Origin of the sequence: Altericroceibacterium xinjiangense (assembly GCF_003958635.1) — a bacterium.
Classification (GTDB): Bacteria; Pseudomonadota; Alphaproteobacteria; order Sphingomonadales; family Sphingomonadaceae; genus Altericroceibacterium_A; species Altericroceibacterium_A xinjiangense.
This window is the reverse complement of the sequence record NZ_RSEK01000004.1, coordinates 228008-247432: the sequence shown is the minus strand read 5'-3', so window position 1 is coordinate 247432 and position 19425 is coordinate 228008. Positions and strand designations below refer to the sequence as shown.

21 protein-coding genes are annotated in these 19425 nt (G+C 66.2%); 11 read left to right on the top strand and 10 right to left on the bottom strand.

From position 1 onward, the window contains the following. Nucleotides 1-8 precede the first annotated feature (8 nt). Complete coding sequence (locus ELY13_RS06765; RefSeq protein ID WP_126173124.1) at nucleotides 9-374, top strand: hypothetical protein; 366 nt, start codon at nucleotides 9-11, stop codon at nucleotides 372-374. A gap of 4 nt (nucleotides 375-378) precedes the next feature. Here ELY13_RS06765 and ELY13_RS06760 read toward each other — a convergent pair whose 3' ends face one another. Then, on the bottom strand, nucleotides 379-942 hold the full coding sequence (locus ELY13_RS06760) for a Smr/MutS family protein (protein WP_126173123.1): 564 nt from the start codon (nucleotides 940-942) through the stop codon (nucleotides 379-381). A 93-nt stretch (nucleotides 943-1035) separates the two neighbouring features. After that, nucleotides 1036-1698, bottom strand: a complete 663-nt coding sequence (locus ELY13_RS06755) for a Tim44/TimA family putative adaptor protein (RefSeq protein ID WP_126173122.1) — start codon at nucleotides 1696-1698, stop codon at nucleotides 1036-1038. Between the two features lie 216 nt (nucleotides 1699-1914). Between ELY13_RS06755 and secB the strand changes: the two genes are divergently transcribed. The 4 genes from secB (at nucleotide 1915) to ELY13_RS06735 (ending at nucleotide 6058) form a co-directional block, all read left to right on the top strand. Further along, nucleotides 1915-2442 carry a protein-export chaperone SecB gene (secB, locus tag ELY13_RS06750; RefSeq protein WP_126173121.1) on the top strand — a complete coding sequence of 176 codons (528 nt, stop codon included), beginning with the start codon at nucleotides 1915-1917 and terminating at the stop codon, nucleotides 2440-2442. A gap of 28 nt (nucleotides 2443-2470) precedes the next feature. Continuing rightward, complete coding sequence (murJ, locus tag ELY13_RS06745; protein WP_126173120.1) at nucleotides 2471-4057, top strand: murein biosynthesis integral membrane protein MurJ; 1587 nt, start codon at nucleotides 2471-2473, stop codon at nucleotides 4055-4057. Nucleotides 4058-4110: 53 nt separating this feature from the next. Next, entirely contained in the window at nucleotides 4111-5127 is a 1017-nt protein-coding gene (gene trpS, locus ELY13_RS06740) for a tryptophan--tRNA ligase (RefSeq protein WP_126173119.1), read from the top strand. A 214-nt stretch (nucleotides 5128-5341) separates the two neighbouring features. Next, complete coding sequence (locus tag ELY13_RS06735) at nucleotides 5342-6058, top strand: DUF4136 domain-containing protein (RefSeq protein ID WP_126173118.1); 717 nt, start codon at nucleotides 5342-5344, stop codon at nucleotides 6056-6058. A gap of 75 nt (nucleotides 6059-6133) precedes the next feature. On the opposite strand, the gene ELY13_RS06730 is transcribed toward ELY13_RS06735, so the two are convergent. From ELY13_RS06730 to ELY13_RS06700, 7 genes are read right to left on the bottom strand one after another with little or no spacing between them, the layout of a single operon-like run. Beyond that, the gene (locus tag ELY13_RS06730; protein WP_126173117.1) at nucleotides 6134-6805 is read right to left on the bottom strand and encodes a potassium channel family protein; all 672 of its coding nucleotides are present in this window, start codon (nucleotides 6803-6805) and stop codon (nucleotides 6134-6136) included. Beyond that, a complete protein-coding gene (locus tag ELY13_RS06725) occupies nucleotides 6795-8129 on the bottom strand; it encodes a TrkH family potassium uptake protein (RefSeq protein WP_126173116.1) in 1335 nt (444 codons plus the stop codon). The genes ELY13_RS06730 and ELY13_RS06725 overlap by 11 nt, the downstream gene beginning before the upstream one ends. Before the next feature lie 60 nt (nucleotides 8130-8189). Further along, a complete protein-coding gene (dut, locus tag ELY13_RS06720; RefSeq protein ID WP_126173115.1) occupies nucleotides 8190-8654 on the bottom strand; it encodes a dUTP diphosphatase in 465 nt (154 codons plus the stop codon). Beyond that, nucleotides 8641-9840: a bifunctional phosphopantothenoylcysteine decarboxylase/phosphopantothenate--cysteine ligase CoaBC gene (coaBC, locus tag ELY13_RS06715; RefSeq protein ID WP_126173114.1), complete on the bottom strand. Its 1200-nt coding sequence runs from the start codon at nucleotides 9838-9840 to the stop codon at nucleotides 8641-8643. Before coaBC ends, dut begins: the two co-directional genes overlap by 14 nt. A 4-nt stretch (nucleotides 9841-9844) precedes the next feature. Beyond that, the gene (gene ubiB / locus ELY13_RS06710; protein ID WP_126173113.1) at nucleotides 9845-11401 is read right to left on the bottom strand and encodes a 2-polyprenylphenol 6-hydroxylase; all 1557 of its coding nucleotides are present in this window, start codon (nucleotides 11399-11401) and stop codon (nucleotides 9845-9847) included. Between the two features lie 4 nt (nucleotides 11402-11405). Then, nucleotides 11406-12149: a class I SAM-dependent methyltransferase gene (locus ELY13_RS06705; RefSeq protein WP_126173112.1), complete on the bottom strand. Its 744-nt coding sequence runs from the start codon at nucleotides 12147-12149 to the stop codon at nucleotides 11406-11408. Then, nucleotides 12146-13084 (bottom strand): DMT family transporter, encoded by a 939-nt coding sequence (locus tag ELY13_RS06700; RefSeq protein WP_126173111.1) that lies wholly within the window; start codon nucleotides 13082-13084, stop codon nucleotides 12146-12148. The genes ELY13_RS06705 and ELY13_RS06700 overlap by 4 nt, the downstream gene beginning before the upstream one ends. Before the next feature lie 104 nt (nucleotides 13085-13188). Between ELY13_RS06700 and mutM the strand changes: the two genes are divergently transcribed. From mutM to ELY13_RS06680, 4 genes are all read left to right on the top strand, one after another. Next, nucleotides 13189-14004 carry a bifunctional DNA-formamidopyrimidine glycosylase/DNA-(apurinic or apyrimidinic site) lyase gene (mutM, locus tag ELY13_RS06695; protein ID WP_126173110.1) on the top strand — a complete coding sequence of 272 codons (816 nt, stop codon included), beginning with the start codon at nucleotides 13189-13191 and terminating at the stop codon, nucleotides 14002-14004. 187 nt (nucleotides 14005-14191) lie between these two features. Next, nucleotides 14192-14452 (top strand): 30S ribosomal protein S20, encoded by a 261-nt coding sequence (rpsT, locus tag ELY13_RS06690; RefSeq protein ID WP_126173109.1) that lies wholly within the window; start codon nucleotides 14192-14194, stop codon nucleotides 14450-14452. Nucleotides 14453-14896: 444 nt separating this feature from the next. Continuing rightward, nucleotides 14897-16357, top strand: coding sequence for a chromosomal replication initiator protein DnaA (gene dnaA / locus ELY13_RS06685; RefSeq protein WP_206436002.1), 1461 nt, complete (start codon nucleotides 14897-14899; stop codon nucleotides 16355-16357). Nucleotides 16358-16381: 24 nt separating this feature from the next. After that, nucleotides 16382-17149, top strand: coding sequence for a HesA/MoeB/ThiF family protein (locus tag ELY13_RS06680; protein ID WP_126173107.1), 768 nt, complete (start codon nucleotides 16382-16384; stop codon nucleotides 17147-17149). A gap of 19 nt (nucleotides 17150-17168) precedes the next feature. Here the strand turns inward: ELY13_RS06680 and ELY13_RS06675 are convergent, their stop codons facing one another. Continuing rightward, nucleotides 17169-17891: an NAD-dependent deacylase gene (locus ELY13_RS06675; RefSeq protein WP_126173106.1), complete on the bottom strand. Its 723-nt coding sequence runs from the start codon at nucleotides 17889-17891 to the stop codon at nucleotides 17169-17171. A 104-nt stretch (nucleotides 17892-17995) separates the two neighbouring features. Between ELY13_RS06675 and dapB the strand changes: the two genes are divergently transcribed. Both dapB and nth read left to right on the top strand, forming a co-directional pair. Beyond that, a complete protein-coding gene (dapB, locus tag ELY13_RS06670; protein WP_126173105.1) occupies nucleotides 17996-18724 on the top strand; it encodes a 4-hydroxy-tetrahydrodipicolinate reductase in 729 nt (242 codons plus the stop codon). Nucleotides 18725-18734: 10 nt separating this feature from the next. Further along, nucleotides 18735-19418 carry an endonuclease III gene (nth, locus tag ELY13_RS06665; RefSeq protein ID WP_126173104.1) on the top strand — a complete coding sequence of 228 codons (684 nt, stop codon included), beginning with the start codon at nucleotides 18735-18737 and terminating at the stop codon, nucleotides 19416-19418. Nucleotides 19419-19425 lie beyond the last annotated feature (7 nt).

The following is a 19425-nucleotide window of genomic DNA, read 5'->3' as shown; positions in this document are numbered from 1 at the left end:
CGGCGGCCATGAAACGCCTCGTCCTTGTCCTCGCTCTCGTACCGGCCGCCGTTTTTGCCCAGCCGGCCGCGCCGCAGTCTTCGCCGGCGCTTTCGATGGAACAGCGCATGCTGGTACGGTGTTCGGCAGCGTTCGCGCTGGCCGCAAACCGGCAGCAGGCCGGCAACCAGGAAGCCCTCGCGTGGCCAGCCTTGCAGGAGCGGGGCAGCGAGTATTTCATCCGCGCCTCGGCCGAGATCATGGATCAGACCGGGATGAACCGGGAAGCGATTGCGCGTGTGCTTTCGGCGGAGGCCCAGGACATTTCCGGCAAGAACACGCTGTCGCAAGTGATGCCGCACTGCCTGCTCTCGCTAGCCGCGTCGGGCCTCTAGGGGTCTACCGCCGCCGCTTGAGTACGATGTAGAGCGCCCCCTCGCCCCCGTGGCGGCGGTGCGCCCCGCGAATTGCGGCGATGTCCGACGCATACGACCCGGCAGCCAGCCAATCGAGAATCTTGGCCCGGATCGCCCCTCGGCGATTGCCTCGGTCGGCGGGATCGGCGGGACGCGGCTTGCCGGTGATCACCAGCACCAGCCGCGCATCCATCGCTCGCGCCTGGCTCAGCCCGTGTTCCAGCCGCCGGTGCGCCGCGTCGAGCGTATGCCCGTGAAGGTCCAGCGTGAAATCCGGCCCGAGCGCACCGCCCTTGAGCCGCCGGTCCCAATGAGAGTCCAGTCCCGGCTCCTCTCGCTGGCGTGGAGGTGGAGGCGGAGCAGGAGGCGACGAACGGACAAGCCGCCGGGCGGGAGCGACCTTCTTCGGAGGATCAGGCGCAACCGTGGCGGAGGGGGCGATGGCCTTTGTCGGCGGACGCGGCGTTTCGCGCAGCGGCTTCACCGTGGCGGTCACCTGAGACCAGAGCGCGGCTTCCTCGATCGTCAGGCCACGCGGAGCCTTCATCACTAATAACCCTTGCTGGGCCCAAAACCCTGGCGTGTCCGCGCGGCGAACAGCACCCCGGCGACTGGCGTCGAGGCCCGCCGCATCGGCGGATCAATCTTCGTCGGTTTCGTCGAGCACCCAGTCCGGGCTTGCCGAGCGGACATCGCGCGAGAAACACCAGATGTCGCGGCTTTCGACCGCATCGTCCAGCGATCCGGCGACCATGTGGCCGTCGCGGTCATACGTCACGGCAGCGATGTCGGCCACGAAGCGGACGGTGATGTGGGCGATCTGCCCGTCCAGACTGGCGGAATGGATCGTGGTATCCTCGATCCGCACCAGCCGGTTATCCAGCCGTTCACCCGCGGCTTCCCGCGCGTCGATGGCTGCGACGAATCCTTCGTACACGTCCTGGTCGCAAAGCTGGCGCAGTTCTTCCTTGTCCCCGCGCCAGAAAGCTTCGAGGATCATGGCGTAGGCGCTTTTCGCGCCCTCCAGGAAAGCGAGCAAGTCGAAGCGGCGATCGACGGCCGCGATATCGCGCAGGCCGCTTTCGATCGCGGGCGGGAACCCGACGATTTCGCGGCTGGGCCGCAGGGCCGGCTGGTTAGTCGCCGAAGGCGCGATCTGGCGCGGTGCGGACGCGCTGTCGTTCGGCTCAAACCGCGTGGGCACGGGCTCTTCCTCATGCTCGGCACGGCGGCCGAGCACGGAGTAGAGCCGCAGGCCCAAAAAGGCTGCGATCATGGCCAGAATGACAATTTCAACGATCACGCGACTTCCTGAATTTCCGGTCGAATCCCGATACAACTTCGGCACTCTGGTTCTTGGCAACGTGCCTGAGATAGGACGCAATTACAAACGAACAACGGGCAAAATCGCTCCCGTTCCCAATTTCGGCCCGGTTCGCGTGGCCGTTGCGGGCACCGCGGCACGGTGCTAGGCGCGCAGGCCTTCGATTTCCCGTGAACTCAAGCCGAAAGATTCATCATGGCCGACCAGGGCGACACCCCCGATCTCACCAACGCGTCCAACGGGGCGATGGGCGGCAACGGCGCCGACACCCAGCCGGTGGCCGGGGTCATCACCCAGTACATCAAGGACTTGTCGGTTGAAAACCCGAAGGCTCCGGAAAGCTTCCAGTGGCAGGACCAGCCGCAGCTCGATGTCCAGTTCAACATCGGCGCCCGCGCGGTAAACCAGGAAGTCAGCGAGATCGAGCTGAAGATCTCGGTCAACGCCAAGGGCCAGGCCGGCAGCTTCTACATCGTTGAGCTTGCCTATTGCGGCCTTGTCGGCATGCGCAACATGACCGAGGACCAGAAGCACGCCTTCATGTACGCCGAAGGGCCGCGGCTGCTGTTCCCGTTCGCCCGGCGGGTAGTCGCCGACGCGACGCGCGACGCCGGTTTTGCGCCGCTCGTGCTCGACCCGATCGATTTCAACGGCATCTATCTGCAGAACCTGCAGAACCGTCAGGCGGAATCGGACACCTCCATCTTCGGCGGCGAAGGCTGACACCCTTCCCGCGCGGGAGGTTCCCCGCATGAGCCTTATCCGCAATGTCGGCACGATCGGCGGACTGACGCTGGTCAGCCGGGTGTTCGGCTTCGCGCGCGACATCCTGCTGGCGCGGACGCTCGGCGCCGGCGGGGTGGCCGATGCCTGGCAGCTGGCGTTTCAGCTGCCCAACATCTTCCGCCGCCTGTTTGCCGAAGGCGCCTTCGCCTCCGCCTTCGTGCCGCTGTTCAACCGCCGGATGTCGGCAAAGGGCGACCTGCTGGACCCTGACCTTTCGGACGCGCGAGCCTTCACCGGCGAAGTGCTGGCGGTGCTGATCCCGATCCTGATCGTGTTTTCCGCCCTCGCGCTGATCGCGATGCCGTGGATCGCCGGCCTGTTCGCCAACGAAGGGATCGAGGAAGACCCCGAGCTTTACGACCTCGCGGTGCTGATGGCGCGCCTGACCTTCCCCTATCTCGCGTTCATGAGCCTGGCGACGGTGTTCGCCTCCATCCTCAACAGCCTTTCCCGGTTCGCCGCCGCGGCCGCCGCGCCGATCCTGCTGAACCTGTGCATGCTCACCGTGCTGGTAATCGGCATCCTGCAAAGCGACTCAATCGAGGTGCGGCGCCAGATCGGCTTCTGGTTGGCGATCGCGGTGACGGTTTCCGGGTTCCTGCAGATGCTCTGGCTCGGATGGTGGGCGCACCGGCAAGGGTTCAGGATCGGCCTGGGGCGTCCTCGTATCACGCCGGGCGTACGGGAACTGGGCATGCTGATCCTTCCCGCCGTGCTGGGCGCCGGGGTCTACCAGATCAGCCGTTTCATCGACTTGTTCTTTCTCTCCACCCTGCCGGACGGCGCCTATACCTTCCTTGCGATGGCGGACCGGCTCAACCAGTTGCCGCTGGGGATCATCGGGATCGCCCTGGGCACCGCGATCCTGCCCTCGCTCTCCCGCTTTGTCGCGCAAGACGATCAGGAAGGCGCGTTCCGGCTGCAAAGCAATGCGGTGGAGCTGGCCCTGCTGCTGACCGTGCCCGCGGCCGTGGCGCTGTTCTTCGTCGGCAGCGCCTTCACCCGCGCGTTCTACGTCGGCGGCGCCTTCACGTACGCCGATGCCCTCCAGACCGGGGCGGTCGTTTCGGCCCTGGTGCTTGGCCTCCCGGCCTATGTGCTGATCAAGGTTCTGATGCCGAGCTTCTTCGCGCGCAAGGACACACGGACGCCGGTCTACACGGCGGGCGGATCGCTGCTGGTGAACATCGCGCTCAACTTCCTGCTGGTGCCCCGCCTCGGTGTGGTCGGACTGGCGCTGGCAGGATCGGCCGCGGCGTGGATCAACTGCGCCGGGCTTTACACCATCCTCAGCCTGCGCGGGTTCTACCACCTTACTCCGCTGGCGCTGGGGCGTATCTTGCGGATCGGACTTGCGAGCGCGCTGATGGGGGCGGCCTTGTGGTATGCCCTGCCTTACGGAACCGGCTGGTACGCGGGCTCGCTTTTCGAACGCATTGCCTCCGTCGTCGGACTGGTGGCGCTGGGCGGCACGGTGTTCCTCGTCGCCGCGTTCGCGCTGAAGGTCCTCGACCGCAAGACGATCAACCAACTGCTGCGCCGCCCCGCCTGAGGCCATCGGGCGTTTCGCTGTTCAACTCTCCGGCATTTTTACAGGTGACCTCCATGCGCGTCGTTTCCGGCATTCAGCCCACCGGCAATCTCCATCTCGGCAATTACCTCGGCGCGATCCGCAACTGGGTGCGGATGCAGGACGAAGTCGGCCGCGAAGGCGGGCAGTGCCTGTTCTTCCTGGCCGATCTGCACGCGATTTCCATGCCACACGATCCAGCGGAATTGTCCGCCAACACGCTGGGAATGGTCGCCGCGCTGGTCGCCTGCGGGATCGATCCCGAACGCTCGATCCTGTTCAACCAGGCGCAGGTTCCCGCCCACGCGGAATTGCAGTGGTTGCTGAACGGCACCGCGCGGATCGGCTGGCTGAACCGGATGACCCAGTTCAAGGACAAGTCCGGCAAGAACCGTGAAGGCGCCAGCGTGGCGCTCTACACTTATCCCGTGCTGCAGGCGGCCGACGTGCTGCTGTACCAGGCAACCCACGTTCCGGTGGGCGAGGACCAGAAGCAGCATCTGGAACTGGCCCGCGACATCGCGCAGAAGTTCAACCACGATTTCGGCGGCGGTGAGGAAATCTTCACCCTGCCCGAACCGATCATCCCGCCGGAATCCGCGCGGATCATGTCCTTGCGCGACGGCACTGCGAAGATGAGCAAGTCCGACCCGTCGGAGATGAGCCGGATCAGCTTGTCGGACGATGCCGACACGATGATGCGCAAGGTCAAGAAGGCCAAGACCGATCCCGAACCCTTGCCGAGCGAGCCGGGCGGGCTGGAAGGCCGGCCCGAGGCCGTGAACCTCGTCTCCCTGTACGGCGCGCTGTCGGGGCGGAGCGTCCAGTCAGTGCTCGATGAGTTCGGCGGCCAGGGGTTCGGCGCGTTCAAGCCTGCGCTGGGCGAATTGCTGATCGAGACGCTTGGCCCGATCACGCAGCGCTTCACCGAACTCAAGGCCGATCGCGAAGCGCTCGACGCGATCCTTGCCCGGGGTGCGGCCGAAGCGCGCGAAATCGGGCGGCCCACGCTGAACAAGGCCTACCGCGCGCTGGGGCTTGTCCGCGGATAGGGCAGAAGGCAGGATCTGCGCCGCCGGGCGGCTGGATCCGCACCGGGCGGCGGGCGGCCGGATAGGTGCAAGCACTTAAAAACGCACAATTTTCCGGAAGGACATTCAAGTCGGGTTCAGCCCGCCGTGGGTAGAACACGCCTTATCCAGATTGCTCACGCCCGGTTTTCGAAAACAGGCTGCGCTGCGCAACGTTCTTTTGGAGAGAAAACCAATGAGCACCCAGAAAAAGAGCCTCGGGCGCGCGCTGAAGATGGCGACGATTCCGCTGGTTCTGGCTGGCCTGGCCGCTTGTGCCACCCCGTTCAATGCCGACGTGTCGCGGTTTGCCACCCAGCTGCCCGCTCCGCAGGGCGAATCGTTCTATGTCGTGTCCGAAGATCCGGCAGAGGCCGGCGGGCTCGAATTCGCCACGTACGCCCGTCATGTTGCGGCGCAGATGCAGCGCCTCGGCTATGCCCAGGCCGCTACGCCTCAGGATGCCACACTGCTGGTGAAGTTCGACTATGGCGTCAGCAACGGGCGTGAGCGGATCCGCAGCACGCCGGGCTTCCGCGATCCGTTCTTCTCGCCGTGGTACGGCTATCAGCCCTTCGGCTATTCCCGCTTCGGCTATTCCGGCTTTGGAATGCCGTTTGGCTACGCGCCGGGCGGGGCATGGGGCTATGGCTGGCACGATCCGTTCTTCGGCGGTCCGAACATCAACAGCTATACCGTCTACACCAGCGGTATCGAGCTGGAGATCGATCGAGCAGTCGATGGCCAGCCGCTGTTCGAAGGCCGCGCCGAAGCGGTTTCGACGTCCAACCGGCTCCAGTACCTCGTGCCCAACCTGGTTGAGGCGATGTTCACGGATTTCCCCGGAAATTCCGGTGAGACCGTGCGCATTTCCGTCGCCCCGGAACGGCAGCCGGTGCGTCGCAGCAACTAAGGCCGGTTCAGAAATCACCAGGAAAGGCGGGTCCGCGAGGGCCCGCCTTTTTCGTATCGGCACCGGGGCTTCGGCTCACGCCGGTCCTCGCAGGGCGGCGAACCGCTCAATATTCTCGACCGATCCGGCGATGATCATGATGTCCTCGGGCAGGATCCAGGTGTCCGGAACGGCATAGACGAAGTCTTCCTCCGCCCGCTTGATCCCGATCACGGTGATCCCGTACTTCTGCCGGACATCGGTCATCTGCAGGGTCGCCCCGACGATCGGCGCGGGCGCCTGCAGCTTGCCGATCGCGAACCGGTCGGCAAGCTGGATGAAGTCCAGCAGGCGCCCGTTCAGCAAGTGGGCGACGCGCTCCCCCATTCGCGCTTCGGGATAGACGATGTGATGGGCGCCCGTGCGTTGCAGGATGCGGCCATGATTGTCGTTGGTCGCCTTGGCCCAGATCGATGGGACCTCAAGGTCGGAAAGGCCGAGCACGGTCAGCACGCTGGCTTCGATATCGGTGCCGATCCCGACGACGGCGGAGGAAAAATCCCCCGCGCCGATTGCCTTCAGGGCATCGATGTCGGTGGTGTCGGCCTGCACCGTCTGGGTCAGCTGGTCCGCCATTGCCTGCACCAGCAGGGGATCGGCATCGACACCCAGCACCTCATGCCCCATGCGCATCAGCGAGCTGGCGACAGCGCCGCCGAACCGGCCCAGGCCGATCACGAGAACGGGCTTTCTGCGATCAGCCGACAATCGGGTTCTCCTCCGGATAACGATAGCGTTTCTGGTTGTGCTGCAAGGCCAGCGCGGTGGCGACGGTGATGGTTCCCACGCGCCCCAGATACATCAGCACGATCAGCACCACTTGACCGGCGGGCGGCAAGTCGGCGGTTATCCCGGTGGACAAGCCGACAGTCGAAAAGGCGGAGATTGCCTCAAACAGGATATCCTGCATCGGCATATGGCTGATGGAGACCAACACCAGGGTGGCAACCGCGATCAGCACGCCGGCCAGTACGCCCACCGCCAGCGCCTGGCGTTCCACCCGGCTGCCGACCCGGCGGCCCATCACGTTGGTGTCCTGCTGTCCCCGGATTTCGGCCCAGACGATCAGCAGCAGCAGGAATACGGTGGTGATCTTGATCCCTCCTGCCGTCCCCGCGCTGCCGCCGCCGATGAACATCAGCACATAATTGATCCCAAGGGTTTCGACCCGGAAATCGCCAACGTTGAGGCTGTTGAACCCAGCCGTGCGCGGCATCACGGAATGGAACGCGGCGTTGAGCGTCTTGGCGCTCCACGGCATTGGCCCGAGAGTGGCCGGATTGCTCCACTCCGCCGCCAGCACCCCGACGAAGCCCGCCGCCAGCAGGAACAGCGTACCCAAGAACGTGATCTTGCTGTGAAGGCTCCAGCTGCGAAAGGCGAAGGGGCGATTGCGCAGTTCCTGGATCACCGGAAATCCGAGCGAGGACAGCACGACCGCGAACATGATCGGCCCGAGGATCCAGAAATCGGCCTGGAAACCCATCACGCTATCGGAATACGTCGAGAAACCTGCGTTGTTGAAAGCCGATACGGAATGGAACACGCCGTTCCAGACTGCCTGCCCCCAGCTTTCCCCGTGGGCCAGCCGAAGTCGCAGGATCAGGACCAGCGCGATCCCCGCTTCCACCACCAGCGTCACCGTAAAGGCGAGGTAGAGCACCGAACGCGCGCTGCTGCCGAGCAGCCGATTGCGCTCCACTTCGGTCGCGAGCCGGTCCCGCAGGCGGAAATCGCGCCCGGCGACCAGACCAAGCACGACCGCGCCGGTCATGATGCCGAACCCGCCGATCTGCAACAGCAGCAGGATGACGGCTTGACCGAAGAACGACCAGTACGTGGCGGTATCGACGGTGGCGAGGCCGGTCACCGCCACCGCAGAGGTGGCGGTAAACACGGCATCCAGCAGCGATGCCGATCCCGGCCCTGCCCGGGATACCGGCAGCAGCAGCAGAACGGTCCCGATGGCGATCGTCGCCAGGAACAACAGCGGGACGACCCGGACGGGATGCCGGAGAACACTCGACTTCACGCCGGAACCGCTACCTTGCTCACGCTGCCGTGCCAACCGGATCGCCCTTGCCGCATCGGCCTATCCGGGCCGTTTCACGCCAGTCGAGCCAAAGCCGCCCTCACCCCGCCCGGTTTCGTCCAGTTCGTTCACTTCCTGCCATGCGGCCTGCGTCACCGGTACAAGCACCAGCTGCGCGATCCGGTCCCCGCGCTGGATCGCGAACGGCTCGGCCCCATGGTTGATGAGGATCACCTTCAACTCGCCGCGATAGTCGGAATCGATCGTGCCGGGCGTGTTGGGCACGCTGATCCCGTGCTTCAGCGCCAGGCCGGAACGCGGGCGCACCTGAATTTCGTACCCTTCCGGGATCGCCATCGCCAACCCGGTCGCCACCGCGTGGCGCGCGCCGGGGGCAAGCGTGACATCTTCGGCCGAAAGCACGTCCATCCCGGCCGCGCCCTGCGTGGCATAAGCCGGCAGGGTGAGCCCCTGGCCGTGAGGCAAGCGGCGGATCCTTACCGGCACGGGATCAGAGGAGGGCATCGGCGATCCGTTCCACCAGCTTGCGGGCGACGTCCTGTTTGCTCATCGTGTCCCAGCTCTCCACTCCGGCCTCGCGCACCAGATGAACGGTGTTGTCCGCCCCGCCCATCACGCTTCCCGTTTCTCCGGTCGATACATCGTTGGCGACGATCCAGTCGGCACCCTTGCGCTGCCGCTTCGCCGTAGCGTGGTCGATCACGTTCTCGGTTTCGGCGGCAAAGCCGACCAGCAGCCGGGGCCGCTGCGCACTTGCGGCGAGGCTGCGCAGGATGTCGGGGTTCTCTGTCAGCGCCAGTGCCGGCGGGCCGGAGTCCGTCTTCTTGATCTTTTCGGACGCCAGATCGCGCGCGCGCCAATCGGCGACCGCGGCCACCAGCACCGCGACATCGGCCGGCAAGGCGCTTTCGACCGCGTGAGCCATCTGCCGGGCGGTTTCGACATCGATCCGCTCCACCCCCGCAGGAGTCTGGAGCGTCACCGGCCCTGACACGAGCGTCACTCGCGCCCCGGCTTCGGCGGCCGCTTCGGCAACCGCAAAACCCTGTTTTCCAGAAGAACGGTTGGCGATGTAGCGCACCGGGTCGATCGGCTCATGCGTCGGGCCGGCCGTCACCAGCACGTGCTTTCCGGCCAGCGGGCGGGAGGCAGGCTTCAGCAGCGCCTCGATCCTGCGCCAGATCGCTTCCGGTTCAGGCAGGCGCCCGGGGCCGAATTCGCCGCAGGCCATCTCCCCTTCATCCGGCTGCATCACGTGGACACCGCTCTGTTCAAGCCAGCCGAGGTTACGCTGCGTCGCAGGGTGCTGCCACATGCGCACGTTCATCGCCGGAACGGCCAGCACCGGCTTGTCGGTTGCCAGCAGCAGCGTCGTGGCAAGATCGCCCGCAAGACCGGCAGCCATCTTCGCCAGCAAGTCGGCGGTGGCGGGACAGACGACGACCAGATCCGCCTGCCGGCTGAGCTGGATATGGCCCATCTCGGCCTCTTCCTTGAGGTTCCACAAGGACGTGTGGACTTCGTTGCCGGACAGCGCAGCCAGGCTCATCGCCGTGACGAAATGCGCGCCGCCCTCGGTCAGCACGCAGGTGACATCTCCGCCGCCCTTGCGGATCAGGCGCACCAGCTCGCACGCCTTGTAGGCGGCGATCCCTCCGCCGACGATCAGCAGGATTCGCGGCCCGCTCATGCCCTCAGGCCCACAAGCCCACCATCGCCCCGGCCCAGACCAGGAACCCGCCGAACGCCGCCGCGCCGAGGTAACCCGGCCACAAGCCGAGCCGGGCGCGGGGAGCTTCCCAGAACAATTCGATTTCGGGCAGCGGAGGTGCTTCGGGCGCGCCGCCCTGAGCCGGGTAGCGGTCCTCTATCCGGCGGATCAGTTCCGGCAAGCGCAGCAGGGTCGCGGTATCGCGGCGGATCCGCTCGGCCAGCGCGGCTTCGGGACCCAGTTCGTCGCGGACCCATTCCCGCACGAACGGGCCGGAAACGTCCCACATGTTGATGCCGGGATCGAGCTGGGTGGCGATCCCCTCGACCATCACCATCGTCTTTTGCAGCAGCAGCAAGTGCGGCTGGGTCTGCATGTCGAAATCGCGCGTGATCGCGAACAAGCCGTCGAGCATCTGCCCGACCGAAAGCTCGCTCACCGGTTTGCCGCGCATCGGCTCCCCCACGGCGCGCAGCGCGGTCGCGAATTCCTCTACCGAATGGTAGCTCGGCACGTATTGCGCCTCGAAGTGGATCTCGGCCACCCGCCGGTAATTGCCGGTGGTCAGCCCATAAAGGATTTCCGCCAGCCATTGCCGTGCGCGGCGGTCGATCCGGCCCATGATCCCGAAGTCGATCGCGACGATCGTCCCGTCCGGCCGGACGAACAGATTGCCCTGGTGCATGTCGGCATGGAAGAATCCCGCGCGGATTGCCTGGGTCAGGAACGCGAGCACCAGCCGCCGGGCCAGCAGCGGCAAGTCGTGCCCCGCTGCCTTCAGCGCCTCGATATCGCTGATCTTGACGCCCTGGATCCATTCGATCGTCATCACCCGGCCATTGGTCCGGTCCCAGTCGATCGAAGGGATGCAGTACCCTTCGTACCCCCGCATCGCGTCGGCCAGTTCGCTGGCAGAGGCCGCCTCGCGCCGCAGGTCCAGTTCCCGGTTGGTCCAGCGCTTGAAGTTGGCGATCGTCAGGCTTGGCCGCAGCCGCCGCGCTTCCCCGCCGAACGCCTCGAGATGGGCCGCGGCCCACTCATATGTCGTGATGTCCTTGGCAAAGCGTTCGCGCACGCCCGGGCGCAGGACCTTGACCGCGACCACGCGCCCGTCGGTGGTGGTCGCCTTGTATACTTGCGCCACGGAGGCCGAGCCGACCGGGACCGGGTCGATCTCCGAGAACAGGGCCTCGATCGGCTGTTCGAAGCTGGTTTCGATCTCGGCCGCGATCCGATCGAACGGGACGGGCGGCAGGCGATCCTGCAGCGACAGCAGGTTGCGCACCGCGTCCGGGCCGACGAGGTCCGGCCGGGTCGCCAGCGTCTGGCCCAGCTTGATCGCCGCCGGACCGATTTCGCGGAAGGCGGCGGCGTAGTCGGGCTCTGCCGGCTGCTTCGTCCCGAACCGGGCGACCCGCACCAGCCGGCGCACCGGCGTCGGGGTGCGGAGATCGTTCTCGATCCCGCGCAGTGCTCCGTGCCGGGCCAGTGTGCGGCCCCACCGGAGCAACCGGGCGATATGCTTCGCGGGACGAGTCACCGGCTTATATTTTCCACCCCGAGTGGATCGCGACCAGCCCGCCCATGATCGGCTCCACCTTCGTGCGCGCGAACCCGGCGTTGCGGATCAGGCCTTCGAATTCCTCCATCGGCGGGAAGCGGCGGATCGATTCGATCAGGTAGCGATAGCTGTCCGCGTCGCCTGCGATCACCTTGCCGATCTGCGGCACCAGCTTGTGGGAATAGGCATCGTAGGCTTCCTTGAAGCCGGGCCATTCGGTGGTCGAAAACTCGAGGCAGAAGAACCGCCCGCCATGCTTCAGCACGCGGTGCGCCTCGGCCAGCGCCTTGTCGATATGGGTTACGTTCCGGATGCCGAAGGCAATGGTGTAGGCATCGAATGTCCGGCTGAGGAAGCTCAGTTCCTCGGCGTTCTGGCGCGACCAGACGAGGCCCCCGGAACCTGTGGCGATCCCGCGGTCCATCGCCCGTTCGATCCCGACGTCGAGCATGTCCTGGTTAATGTCGGACACGGTCACGCTGGCCCCGCGTTCGGCCAGGCGGAAGGCGATGTCGCCGGTGCCGCCCGCCATGTCGAGGATCGCCTCGCCCGGGCGGGGTTTCACCCGGCGGACGAAACGGTCCTTCCACACGCGGTGCATGCCGCCCGACATCGCATCGTTCATGATGTCGTACTTAGCCGCGACATGGGAAAAGACCGCGCCGACGCGCCGGGTCTTTTCCTCGGGGGCTACGTCTTCGTAGCCGAAGGAAACCTGCTTGCTCATGGTCGCTGCTCTAGCGGCGGGGCATCGGCCGCGCCAGCGGACTCTCGCGCAGAGAAGGCGCCGGTGACGATCCCGACCAGGATCAGCGCCATTCCCGCGAAGTGATAGGCGAAAAGCGGCTCATCCAGCAGCAGGGAGGACAGCAGCGCCCCGAACAGCGGCATCAGCGTGATTGCCTGGCCCGCGCGGGCGGGGCCGATCTGCTCGGTCGCCGCGTTGTAGATGAAGTAGGAAAGCAGCGACGGCAGCAGCGCGACATAGGCAAACGCGCCGACGACTTGCGCATTCCACCGCACGGTCTGGCCGCTCATCCACTCCATCGCTGCCAGCGGGGCCATCGCCACCGCGCCGATCATGAAGGTCACCGCGATGAAGCTCATCGGGGCGATCTTCGGCTTCAGCCGCAGATAGACGGTATAAAGCGCCCAGACGACCACGCTGGCCAGCACCAGCACGTCACCCTTCCCGAAGTGGAGCCGCAGCGCCTTGGCCGGATCGCCCTCGAACACGATGATTCCCACCCCGACCACGGAGAACGTCACACCGAGCCATTGCTGCCAATTCGCCCGCTGCCTGAACAGCATCCGGTCGAACAGCAGGACCATTGGCGGGATCGCCGCTTCCAGCAGCAGGGTCTTGGTCGCGGTGGTGTATTGCAGGCCCGAATACAGAAAGCCGTTGAACGCCGCGATGCCCAGCAGGCCCAGCAGCAGGATCGGCTTCCATGCCTTGAGAATCGCATCCCGTTCCCGCCACACGGTCCCCGCCGCGAATGGCAGCAGCACGATGAGGGCGCCCGTCCAGCGGCCGAACGCCAGCGTGAACGGCGGAACGTCGAACCGGACGGCCCGCGCGACGATGGAATTGCCGGACCACAGCAGCATGACGAGCCCGAGCAGGGCGTGGGCGCGTAGGTGGCTCCGATCGAGTGACATCGCGATCCCATAGGCACCCGATTTCCGATTGGCGAGCCGCGATGACACCGCCGCGATGAGAGCGCCGCGATGACAGGCAGGCCGCGCGTGCCTATCTTCCCGCCATGCCCGAACTTCCCGAAGTCGAAACCACTGTCCGCGGTCTCGCCCGCCTGCTCGAAGGAGAGCGGGTAACGCGCGTTCAGGTCAACCGGCCCGACTTGCGCCGCCCGTTCCCCCCTGATCTCGTGCAAGTGCTCACCGGGGCGCGGATCACCGCCATGGGGCGGCGGGCCAAGTACGGCCTCGTCCACACAGACCGCGACCATACGATGGTCTTTCATCTCGGCATGAGCGGGCGCTGGCGGATCGATCCGGGAGACATTGGGAAGCACGATCACCTGATGATCGAGACGGGGGCGCACCGGTTCGCCTTGTGCGACCCGCGCCGGTTCGGCTCGGTCGATCTGGTGGCCAGCGATGCGCTGGACCGGTTCCAGCCGTTCCTGACCATGGGGCCCGAGCCGCTGGGAGACGATTTGACGCGCAAACATCTTTGCGCCGCCTTCTCCGGCCGCAAGCAGGCGATCAAGCTGCTGCTGCTCGACCAGCGGATCGTCGCCGGCCTGGGCAACATCTATGTCTGCGAGGCGCTGCACCGGGCAAGGATCGATCCGCGCAAACCGGCAGGCGCGGTTTCGGCGGCAGCGCTTGGCCGGCTCGTGCCGGAGATCCGCGCCGTCCTGCTGGAAGCCATCGAGGCGGGCGGCTCCACCTTGCGCGACTACGCTGCCCCCGACGGGCAGCTGGGCTACTTCTCCACCCGGTTCGATGTGTACGACCGGGAAGGGGAGCCCTGCCGGAGCTGCGGCAACGGGGCGATCCAGCGGATCGCGCAGGGCGGGCGCAGTTCCTGGTTCTGCCCGCGGTGCCAGAAGTAGGCAGCCCGGCCGGACCGGGGAACGGCACGGCCAGCCGTGCCCCGTGCGCTAAAACGTTGACGATTCGGCCCCCTGTCGCTAAGGGCCGCCCTTCGCCGCGGTCCGGTTACCGGAAAACCGCGCCTTACGGATATTTCAAGCAAGAGCAGAGCGGCGCCAGCACGCGCTGCCGCAACGAAGGACAGACATGGCCAATACGCCGCAAGCCCGCAAGCGCATCCGCCGCAACGAGACCCGCGCCGCCATCAACGGCGCCCGCGTCAGCCGCATCCGCAGCTTTCTGAAGAAAGTCGAAACCGCGATCGCCGGCGGCGACAAGCAGACGGCCCAGACCGCGCTGCACGAAGTCCAGCCGGAACTCGCGCGCGGCGTGGCACGCGGCGTGCTCCACAAGAACACTGCCGCACGCAAGATGAGCCGACTCAGCAAGCGCGTTTCGGCGATGTGAGTCGCCCCCCTTTTCAGGGGGACGATCAGAACGGAATTGGAACGAGGCCGGCGGTAAAACCGCCGGCTTTTTTTGCGTCCGCAAGAGACGTCGGCAAGCCGCCAGGCCGGAGCAAGGAAAACCCGCGATTCGCATAACTGTAACCTACTAATTCATGCAGTTTCAGCCGGTTAGACGCACCCCTGCGGGCCACATTGAAGTCAAGCCGCATTATTTCAGATTTTTTACCCAGCCGCTCTTGCTGATATTGGAGCGCGGTTCATACAACCTCGCACACGGGCTGAGCCACACCGGCCCGGCATCACGATGTAACAGTATTCAGGGCGCCGGGTCCGATATGCGACACCGGCGGACAGGAGGGGTTTGCCTTTGGCGCCCCGGGGCCGTCGCAAGGGGGATGCGGCAGCTGGCCTGTTGCGATTTGGAGCGGAGACGATGATACGTATGGGACCGCAAGCCGGCCGGCCGACGTCGGCCAGCAGCAACGCCGGGGACGCGACGGAGGACCAGGAAGCCCTGGACCTCGCCGCCGACTGGGCCGACATCAGCCAGGGCTTGCGCAAGGATCTGGGCCAGCAGGTTCACAGCCAGTGGATCAAGCCGATCCAGCTGGGCAGCTTCTGCAAGGAAACCGGCACGCTGGACTTGTTCCTGCCGACCGATTTTTCCGCCAACTGGGTCCAGGACCGATTCCATGACCGGCTGTCGCTGGCGTGGAAGATCGCCCGCAGCGAAGTGAAGAACGTCCGCATCCAGGTCCACCCCGGCCGCCGCAAGCTGGCCGACATCGACTTGCGCGCCGCCTCGGCGCCGGCGAACGACACCTCCCCGCGCGGAGCGGCGGGCGTGCTCGGCTCGATCGGGGACCAGGGCTTCACCTCCTCGGTCGGGCTCGACCCATCGCTGACATTCGGCGCCTTTGTGACCGGCACCACCAACGTGCTGGCCTGCAACGCCGCCGAGCGCATGGCGAGCGCGCAGAAGCCGCAGTTCTCGCCGCTGTACCTCAAGGCCTCGACCGGACAGGGCAAGACCCACCTGCTGCACGCCATCGGGCATGCCTACCTGCAGGTGAATCCCCGCGCGCGGATCTTCTACTGTTCGGCGGAACGGTTCATGGTCGAATTCGTGCAGGCCCTGCGCCAGAACGAGATGATCGAGTTCAAGGCCCGGCTGCGCGGATTCGACTTGCTGCTGGTGGACGACATCCAGTTCATCATCGGCAAGGCCAGCGCGCAGGAGGAATTGCTCTACACGATCGATGCCCTGCTGGCCGAAGGCAAGCGGCTGGTCTTTGCCGCTGATCGCGCGCCGCAGGCGCTGGACGGCGTCGAACAGCGGCTGCTCTCCCGCTTGTCGATGGGTCTGGTTGCCGACATGCAGCCGGCGGACATCGAACTGCGCCGCTCGATCCTCGAATCGAAGCTGACCCGGTTCGCCCCGCTCGAAGTGCCGGGCGACGTGATCGAGTTTCTCGCCCGGACGATCAACCGCAACGTGCGGGAACTCGTCGGCGGTCTGAACAAGCTGATCGCCTATGCCCAGCTGACCGGGCAGGAAGTCTCGCTCCAGCTGGCAGAGGAACAGCTGACGGACATCCTGTCGGCCAACCGCAGGCGGATCACGATCGACGAGATCCAGCGCACCGTCTGCCAGTTCTACCGGGTCGACCGGTCCGAAATGTCGAGCAAGCGCCGCGCCCGCGCGGTGGTGCGCCCACGTCAGGTGGCGATGTACTTGTCCAAGGTGCTGACGCCCCGCTCCTATCCGGAAATCGGCCGCAAGTTCGGCGGACGCGACCACTCGACCGTGATCCACGCGGTTCGCCTGATCGAGGACTTGCGCAAGCGCGACGCCGACATGGATGGCGACGTGCGCAGCCTGCTGCGCCAGCTGGAATCCTGACACCGATGGGGTAAGGGGCACAGGATGTCCCTTGCCCCTGACCGTCTCGATCGTTTCGCCCGCCACATCGTCCTGCCGGAAATCGGCGGCACCGGGCAACTCGCGCTGGCCGATGCCCACGTCGTGCTGGTCGGAATCGGCGGGATCGGCGCGCCCGCGCTGCAGTACCTTGCAGGCGCGGGCATCGGGACGCTGACCCTGATCGACGATGACCGGGTGGACGCAAGCAATCTCCAGCGCCAGACGATCTACGCCGAAGCCGATACCGGTCAGCCGAAAGCCGAGCGGGCCGCCGACTGGGTCCGCGCGTTCGATCCCGCGCTGGACGTGCGCCCCGTGCGGCAGCGAATTGCCGCGGACAACGCCGCCGGGCTGATTGCCGGAGCCACCCTCGTGCTCGACGGCTGCGACAACTTCGCCACCCGGCTGGCAGTGTCGGACGCCTGCGTGGCGCAAGCCATCCCGCTGGTCAGCGCAGCGGTCGGACGGTTCCAGGGCCAAGTCGCGGCCTTCGCCGGCCACCGCCCCGGCCATTCCTGCTACCGCTGCTATGTCGGAGACGCGTTCGACGCGGACGATTGCGACACCTGCGCCGAAGACGGCATGCTGGGAGCGATGGCCGGCTGGGCCGGGACCTTCGCCGCGCTGCAGGCGATCCGGGTGCTGCTGGACGGCCACAGCGCCCTGGGCGATCCCCAATGGGGCAAGCTCCACTTGCTGGACGGCCTGAAGCCCGGGATGCGCACCTTGAGCATCGCCAAGGACCCCAAGTGCAAGGCTTGCATGGTCTAGCCTCAGGCGCCGGCGGAGCTTACGCTCCGGCACGGCCCAGCACTTCGTCCACCCATTGCGGCACAAGCTCGCTCGCAGGGCCGAGCCGGGTCTCGTCGAACCACTGCGACCCAGCGCTGCGGTCAAGGTTCAGCTCCAGCGTGCGCGCGCCGTGGCCGCTGGCCTGCTGGACGAAGCCCGCTGCCGGATAGACCGCGCCCGAAGTGCCGATCGACACGAACAAGTCGGCCCGGGACAGCGCAGCGAAGATCTCCTCCATTCGGTACGGCATCTCGCCGAACCAGACGATGTCCGGCCGCAGGGCCGTTTCCCCGCAGGACGGGCACGGCGGATCGTCGCGCAAGGTCCCGTGCCAGGAATGCCGCGCGTCACAGGCCGTGCACCAGACGGCCAGTCCTTCCCCGTGCATGTGCAGCACCCGGCTTGCCCCCGCGCGCTCATGCAGGTCATCGATGTTCTGGGTGACGATCAGCAGGCTGCCGCTCCCGTCTTGTGGCCATTCGGCGTCGAGCCGCGCCAGCGCCCGGTGCGCGGCGTTCGGCTCGGCGGCCAGAATGTTCGCCCGCCGCTCATCGTAGAAGCGCTGGACAAGGTCGGGATCGCGGCGGAACGCCTGCGGCGTCGCCACGTCCTCCACCCGGTGGTCTTCCCACAAGCCGTCTTCGGCGCGGAAGGTCCTGAGGCCGCTTTCGGCGCTGATCCCGGCGCCGGTAAGGATGACGATGTTGCCCTGACGATCCATGATCCTCTCCCCTGCCTTGCGGTGCTGCCGAAGGGCTTTTCTTGCTTTTGCAGGGCGTAGAAGGAAAGACGGTCGTTCGACAAGCTCAGGACAGGCGGACAACTTTGGCACGTATCGGAATTATCGGCAGCTCGGGGCGTATGGGCCATGCCCTGATGCAGGCGCTCGACGAATCGCGGCACGATCCGGCCGGAGGCACGGACCGGGGAGAAGACCCGGCGGCGCTGGCGGACCGGAGCGACGCGCTGGTCGATTTCTCCGCCCCCCAGGCGCTCGAGGCCAATCTCCACGCCGCGATCGGTGCCGGCATCCCGATCGTGATCGGCACGACTGGGCTGGAGGAATCCCACCACGCGGCGATCGACCGGGCTGCGCAAGCCGTCCCGGTGCTCCAGACCGGGAACACCTCGCTCGGCGTCACGCTGCTGGCGCATCTGGTGTACGAAGCGGCGTCCCGCCTCGGCCCGGACTGGGACATCGAGATCGTGGAAATGCACCACCGAATGAAAGTCGATGCCCCGTCGGGCACCGCGCTGCTGCTCGGCCACGCGGCGGCCAAGGGACGCGGTATCGATCTCGACGCGAACAGCGAACGCGGGCGCGACGGCCACACCGGAACGCGGGCCGAAGGCGCCATTGGCTTTGCCGCCTTGCGCGGGGGCACCGTCGCGGGCGAACACGCGGTAATCCTTGCCGGCGAACGCGAACGGATCACCCTCACCCATTCCGCCGAGGACCGGGCGATCTTCGCCCACGGCGCGCTGAAGGCCGCCGAATGGCTGATCGGCAAGTCGGCCGGTCGCTACACGATGCAGCAAGTGCTGGGTCTGTGAGAGGCCTTGCTTGAAGAAGGACGCGATCTTCGAATTCTTCCGCCGCCTGGCGGAAGAAAACCCGTCGCCTGAAACGGAGCTGGTGTTCAGCAACGAATACCAGTTGCTGGTGGCGGTGGTGCTGTCCGCGCAGATGACCGATTCCGGGGTCAACAAGGCAACCGGCCCGCTGTTCGCCCACGTCGAGACCCCGCAGCAGATGCTGGATCTGGGCGAAGACAGCCTGCGCGACTACATCCGCACCATCAACTTCCACAACACCAAGGCGAAGAACGTCATCGCCTTGTCGCAGAAGCTGGTGAGCGACTTCGGGGGGCAAGTGCCGCGCGCGCTCGATGATCTGATGAGCCTGCCCGGCGCGGGCCGCAAGACGGCGAACGTGGTGCGCAACTGCGCGTTCAACGAGGAAGTCTTTCCAGTCGACACTCACGTGTTCCGCGTCGGCAACCGCACGGGTCTGGCGAAGGGCAAGACCCCGGACGATGTCGAGGCGAAGCTGGACAAGCGGGTGCCGCAGCCGTTCCGCCTGCACGCCCATCACTGGCTGATCCTGCATGGTCGCTACGTCTGCAAGGCGCGGCTGCCTGAATGCTGGCGCTGCCCGGTGGTCGATCTCTGCGCCTACAAGTCCAAAGTGCTGGAACCGCCCGCATCGCGATCTGTTGGAAAAGGAAAGCGGGCCTTAAAGTCCTGATCCGCGG

Bases quoted from the DNA above. Each gene is read 5' to 3' on its own strand.
- ELY13_RS06765 (WP_126173124.1), top strand. From the start codon at position 9: ATGAAACGCCTCGTCCTTGTCCTCGCTCTCGTACCGGCCGCCGTTTTT.
- ELY13_RS06760 (WP_126173123.1), bottom strand. From the start codon at position 942: ATGAAGGCTCCGCGTGGCCTGACGATCGAGGAAGCCGCGCTCTGGTCT.
- secB (WP_126173121.1), top strand. From the start codon at position 1,915: ATGGCCGACCAGGGCGACACCCCCGATCTCACCAACGCGTCCAACGGG.
- murJ (WP_126173120.1), top strand. From the start codon at position 2,471: ATGAGCCTTATCCGCAATGTCGGCACGATCGGCGGACTGACGCTGGTC.
- trpS (WP_126173119.1), top strand. From the start codon at position 4,111: ATGCGCGTCGTTTCCGGCATTCAGCCCACCGGCAATCTCCATCTCGGC.
- ELY13_RS06735 (WP_126173118.1), top strand. From the start codon at position 5,342: ATGAGCACCCAGAAAAAGAGCCTCGGGCGCGCGCTGAAGATGGCGACG.
- dut (WP_126173115.1), bottom strand. From the start codon at position 8,654: ATGCCCTCCTCTGATCCCGTGCCGGTAAGGATCCGCCGCTTGCCTCAC.
- coaBC (WP_126173114.1), bottom strand. From the start codon at position 9,840: ATGAGCGGGCCGCGAATCCTGCTGATCGTCGGCGGAGGGATCGCCGCC.
- ELY13_RS06705 (WP_126173112.1), bottom strand. From the start codon at position 12,149: ATGAGCAAGCAGGTTTCCTTCGGCTACGAAGACGTAGCCCCCGAGGAA.
- ELY13_RS06700 (WP_126173111.1), bottom strand. From the start codon at position 13,084: ATGTCACTCGATCGGAGCCACCTACGCGCCCACGCCCTGCTCGGGCTC.
- mutM (WP_126173110.1), top strand. From the start codon at position 13,189: ATGCCCGAACTTCCCGAAGTCGAAACCACTGTCCGCGGTCTCGCCCGC.
- rpsT (WP_126173109.1), top strand. From the start codon at position 14,192: ATGGCCAATACGCCGCAAGCCCGCAAGCGCATCCGCCGCAACGAGACC.
- dnaA (WP_206436002.1), top strand. From the start codon at position 14,897: ATGGGACCGCAAGCCGGCCGGCCGACGTCGGCCAGCAGCAACGCCGGG.
- ELY13_RS06680 (WP_126173107.1), top strand. From the start codon at position 16,382: ATGTCCCTTGCCCCTGACCGTCTCGATCGTTTCGCCCGCCACATCGTC.
- ELY13_RS06675 (WP_126173106.1), bottom strand. From the start codon at position 17,891: ATGGATCGTCAGGGCAACATCGTCATCCTTACCGGCGCCGGGATCAGC.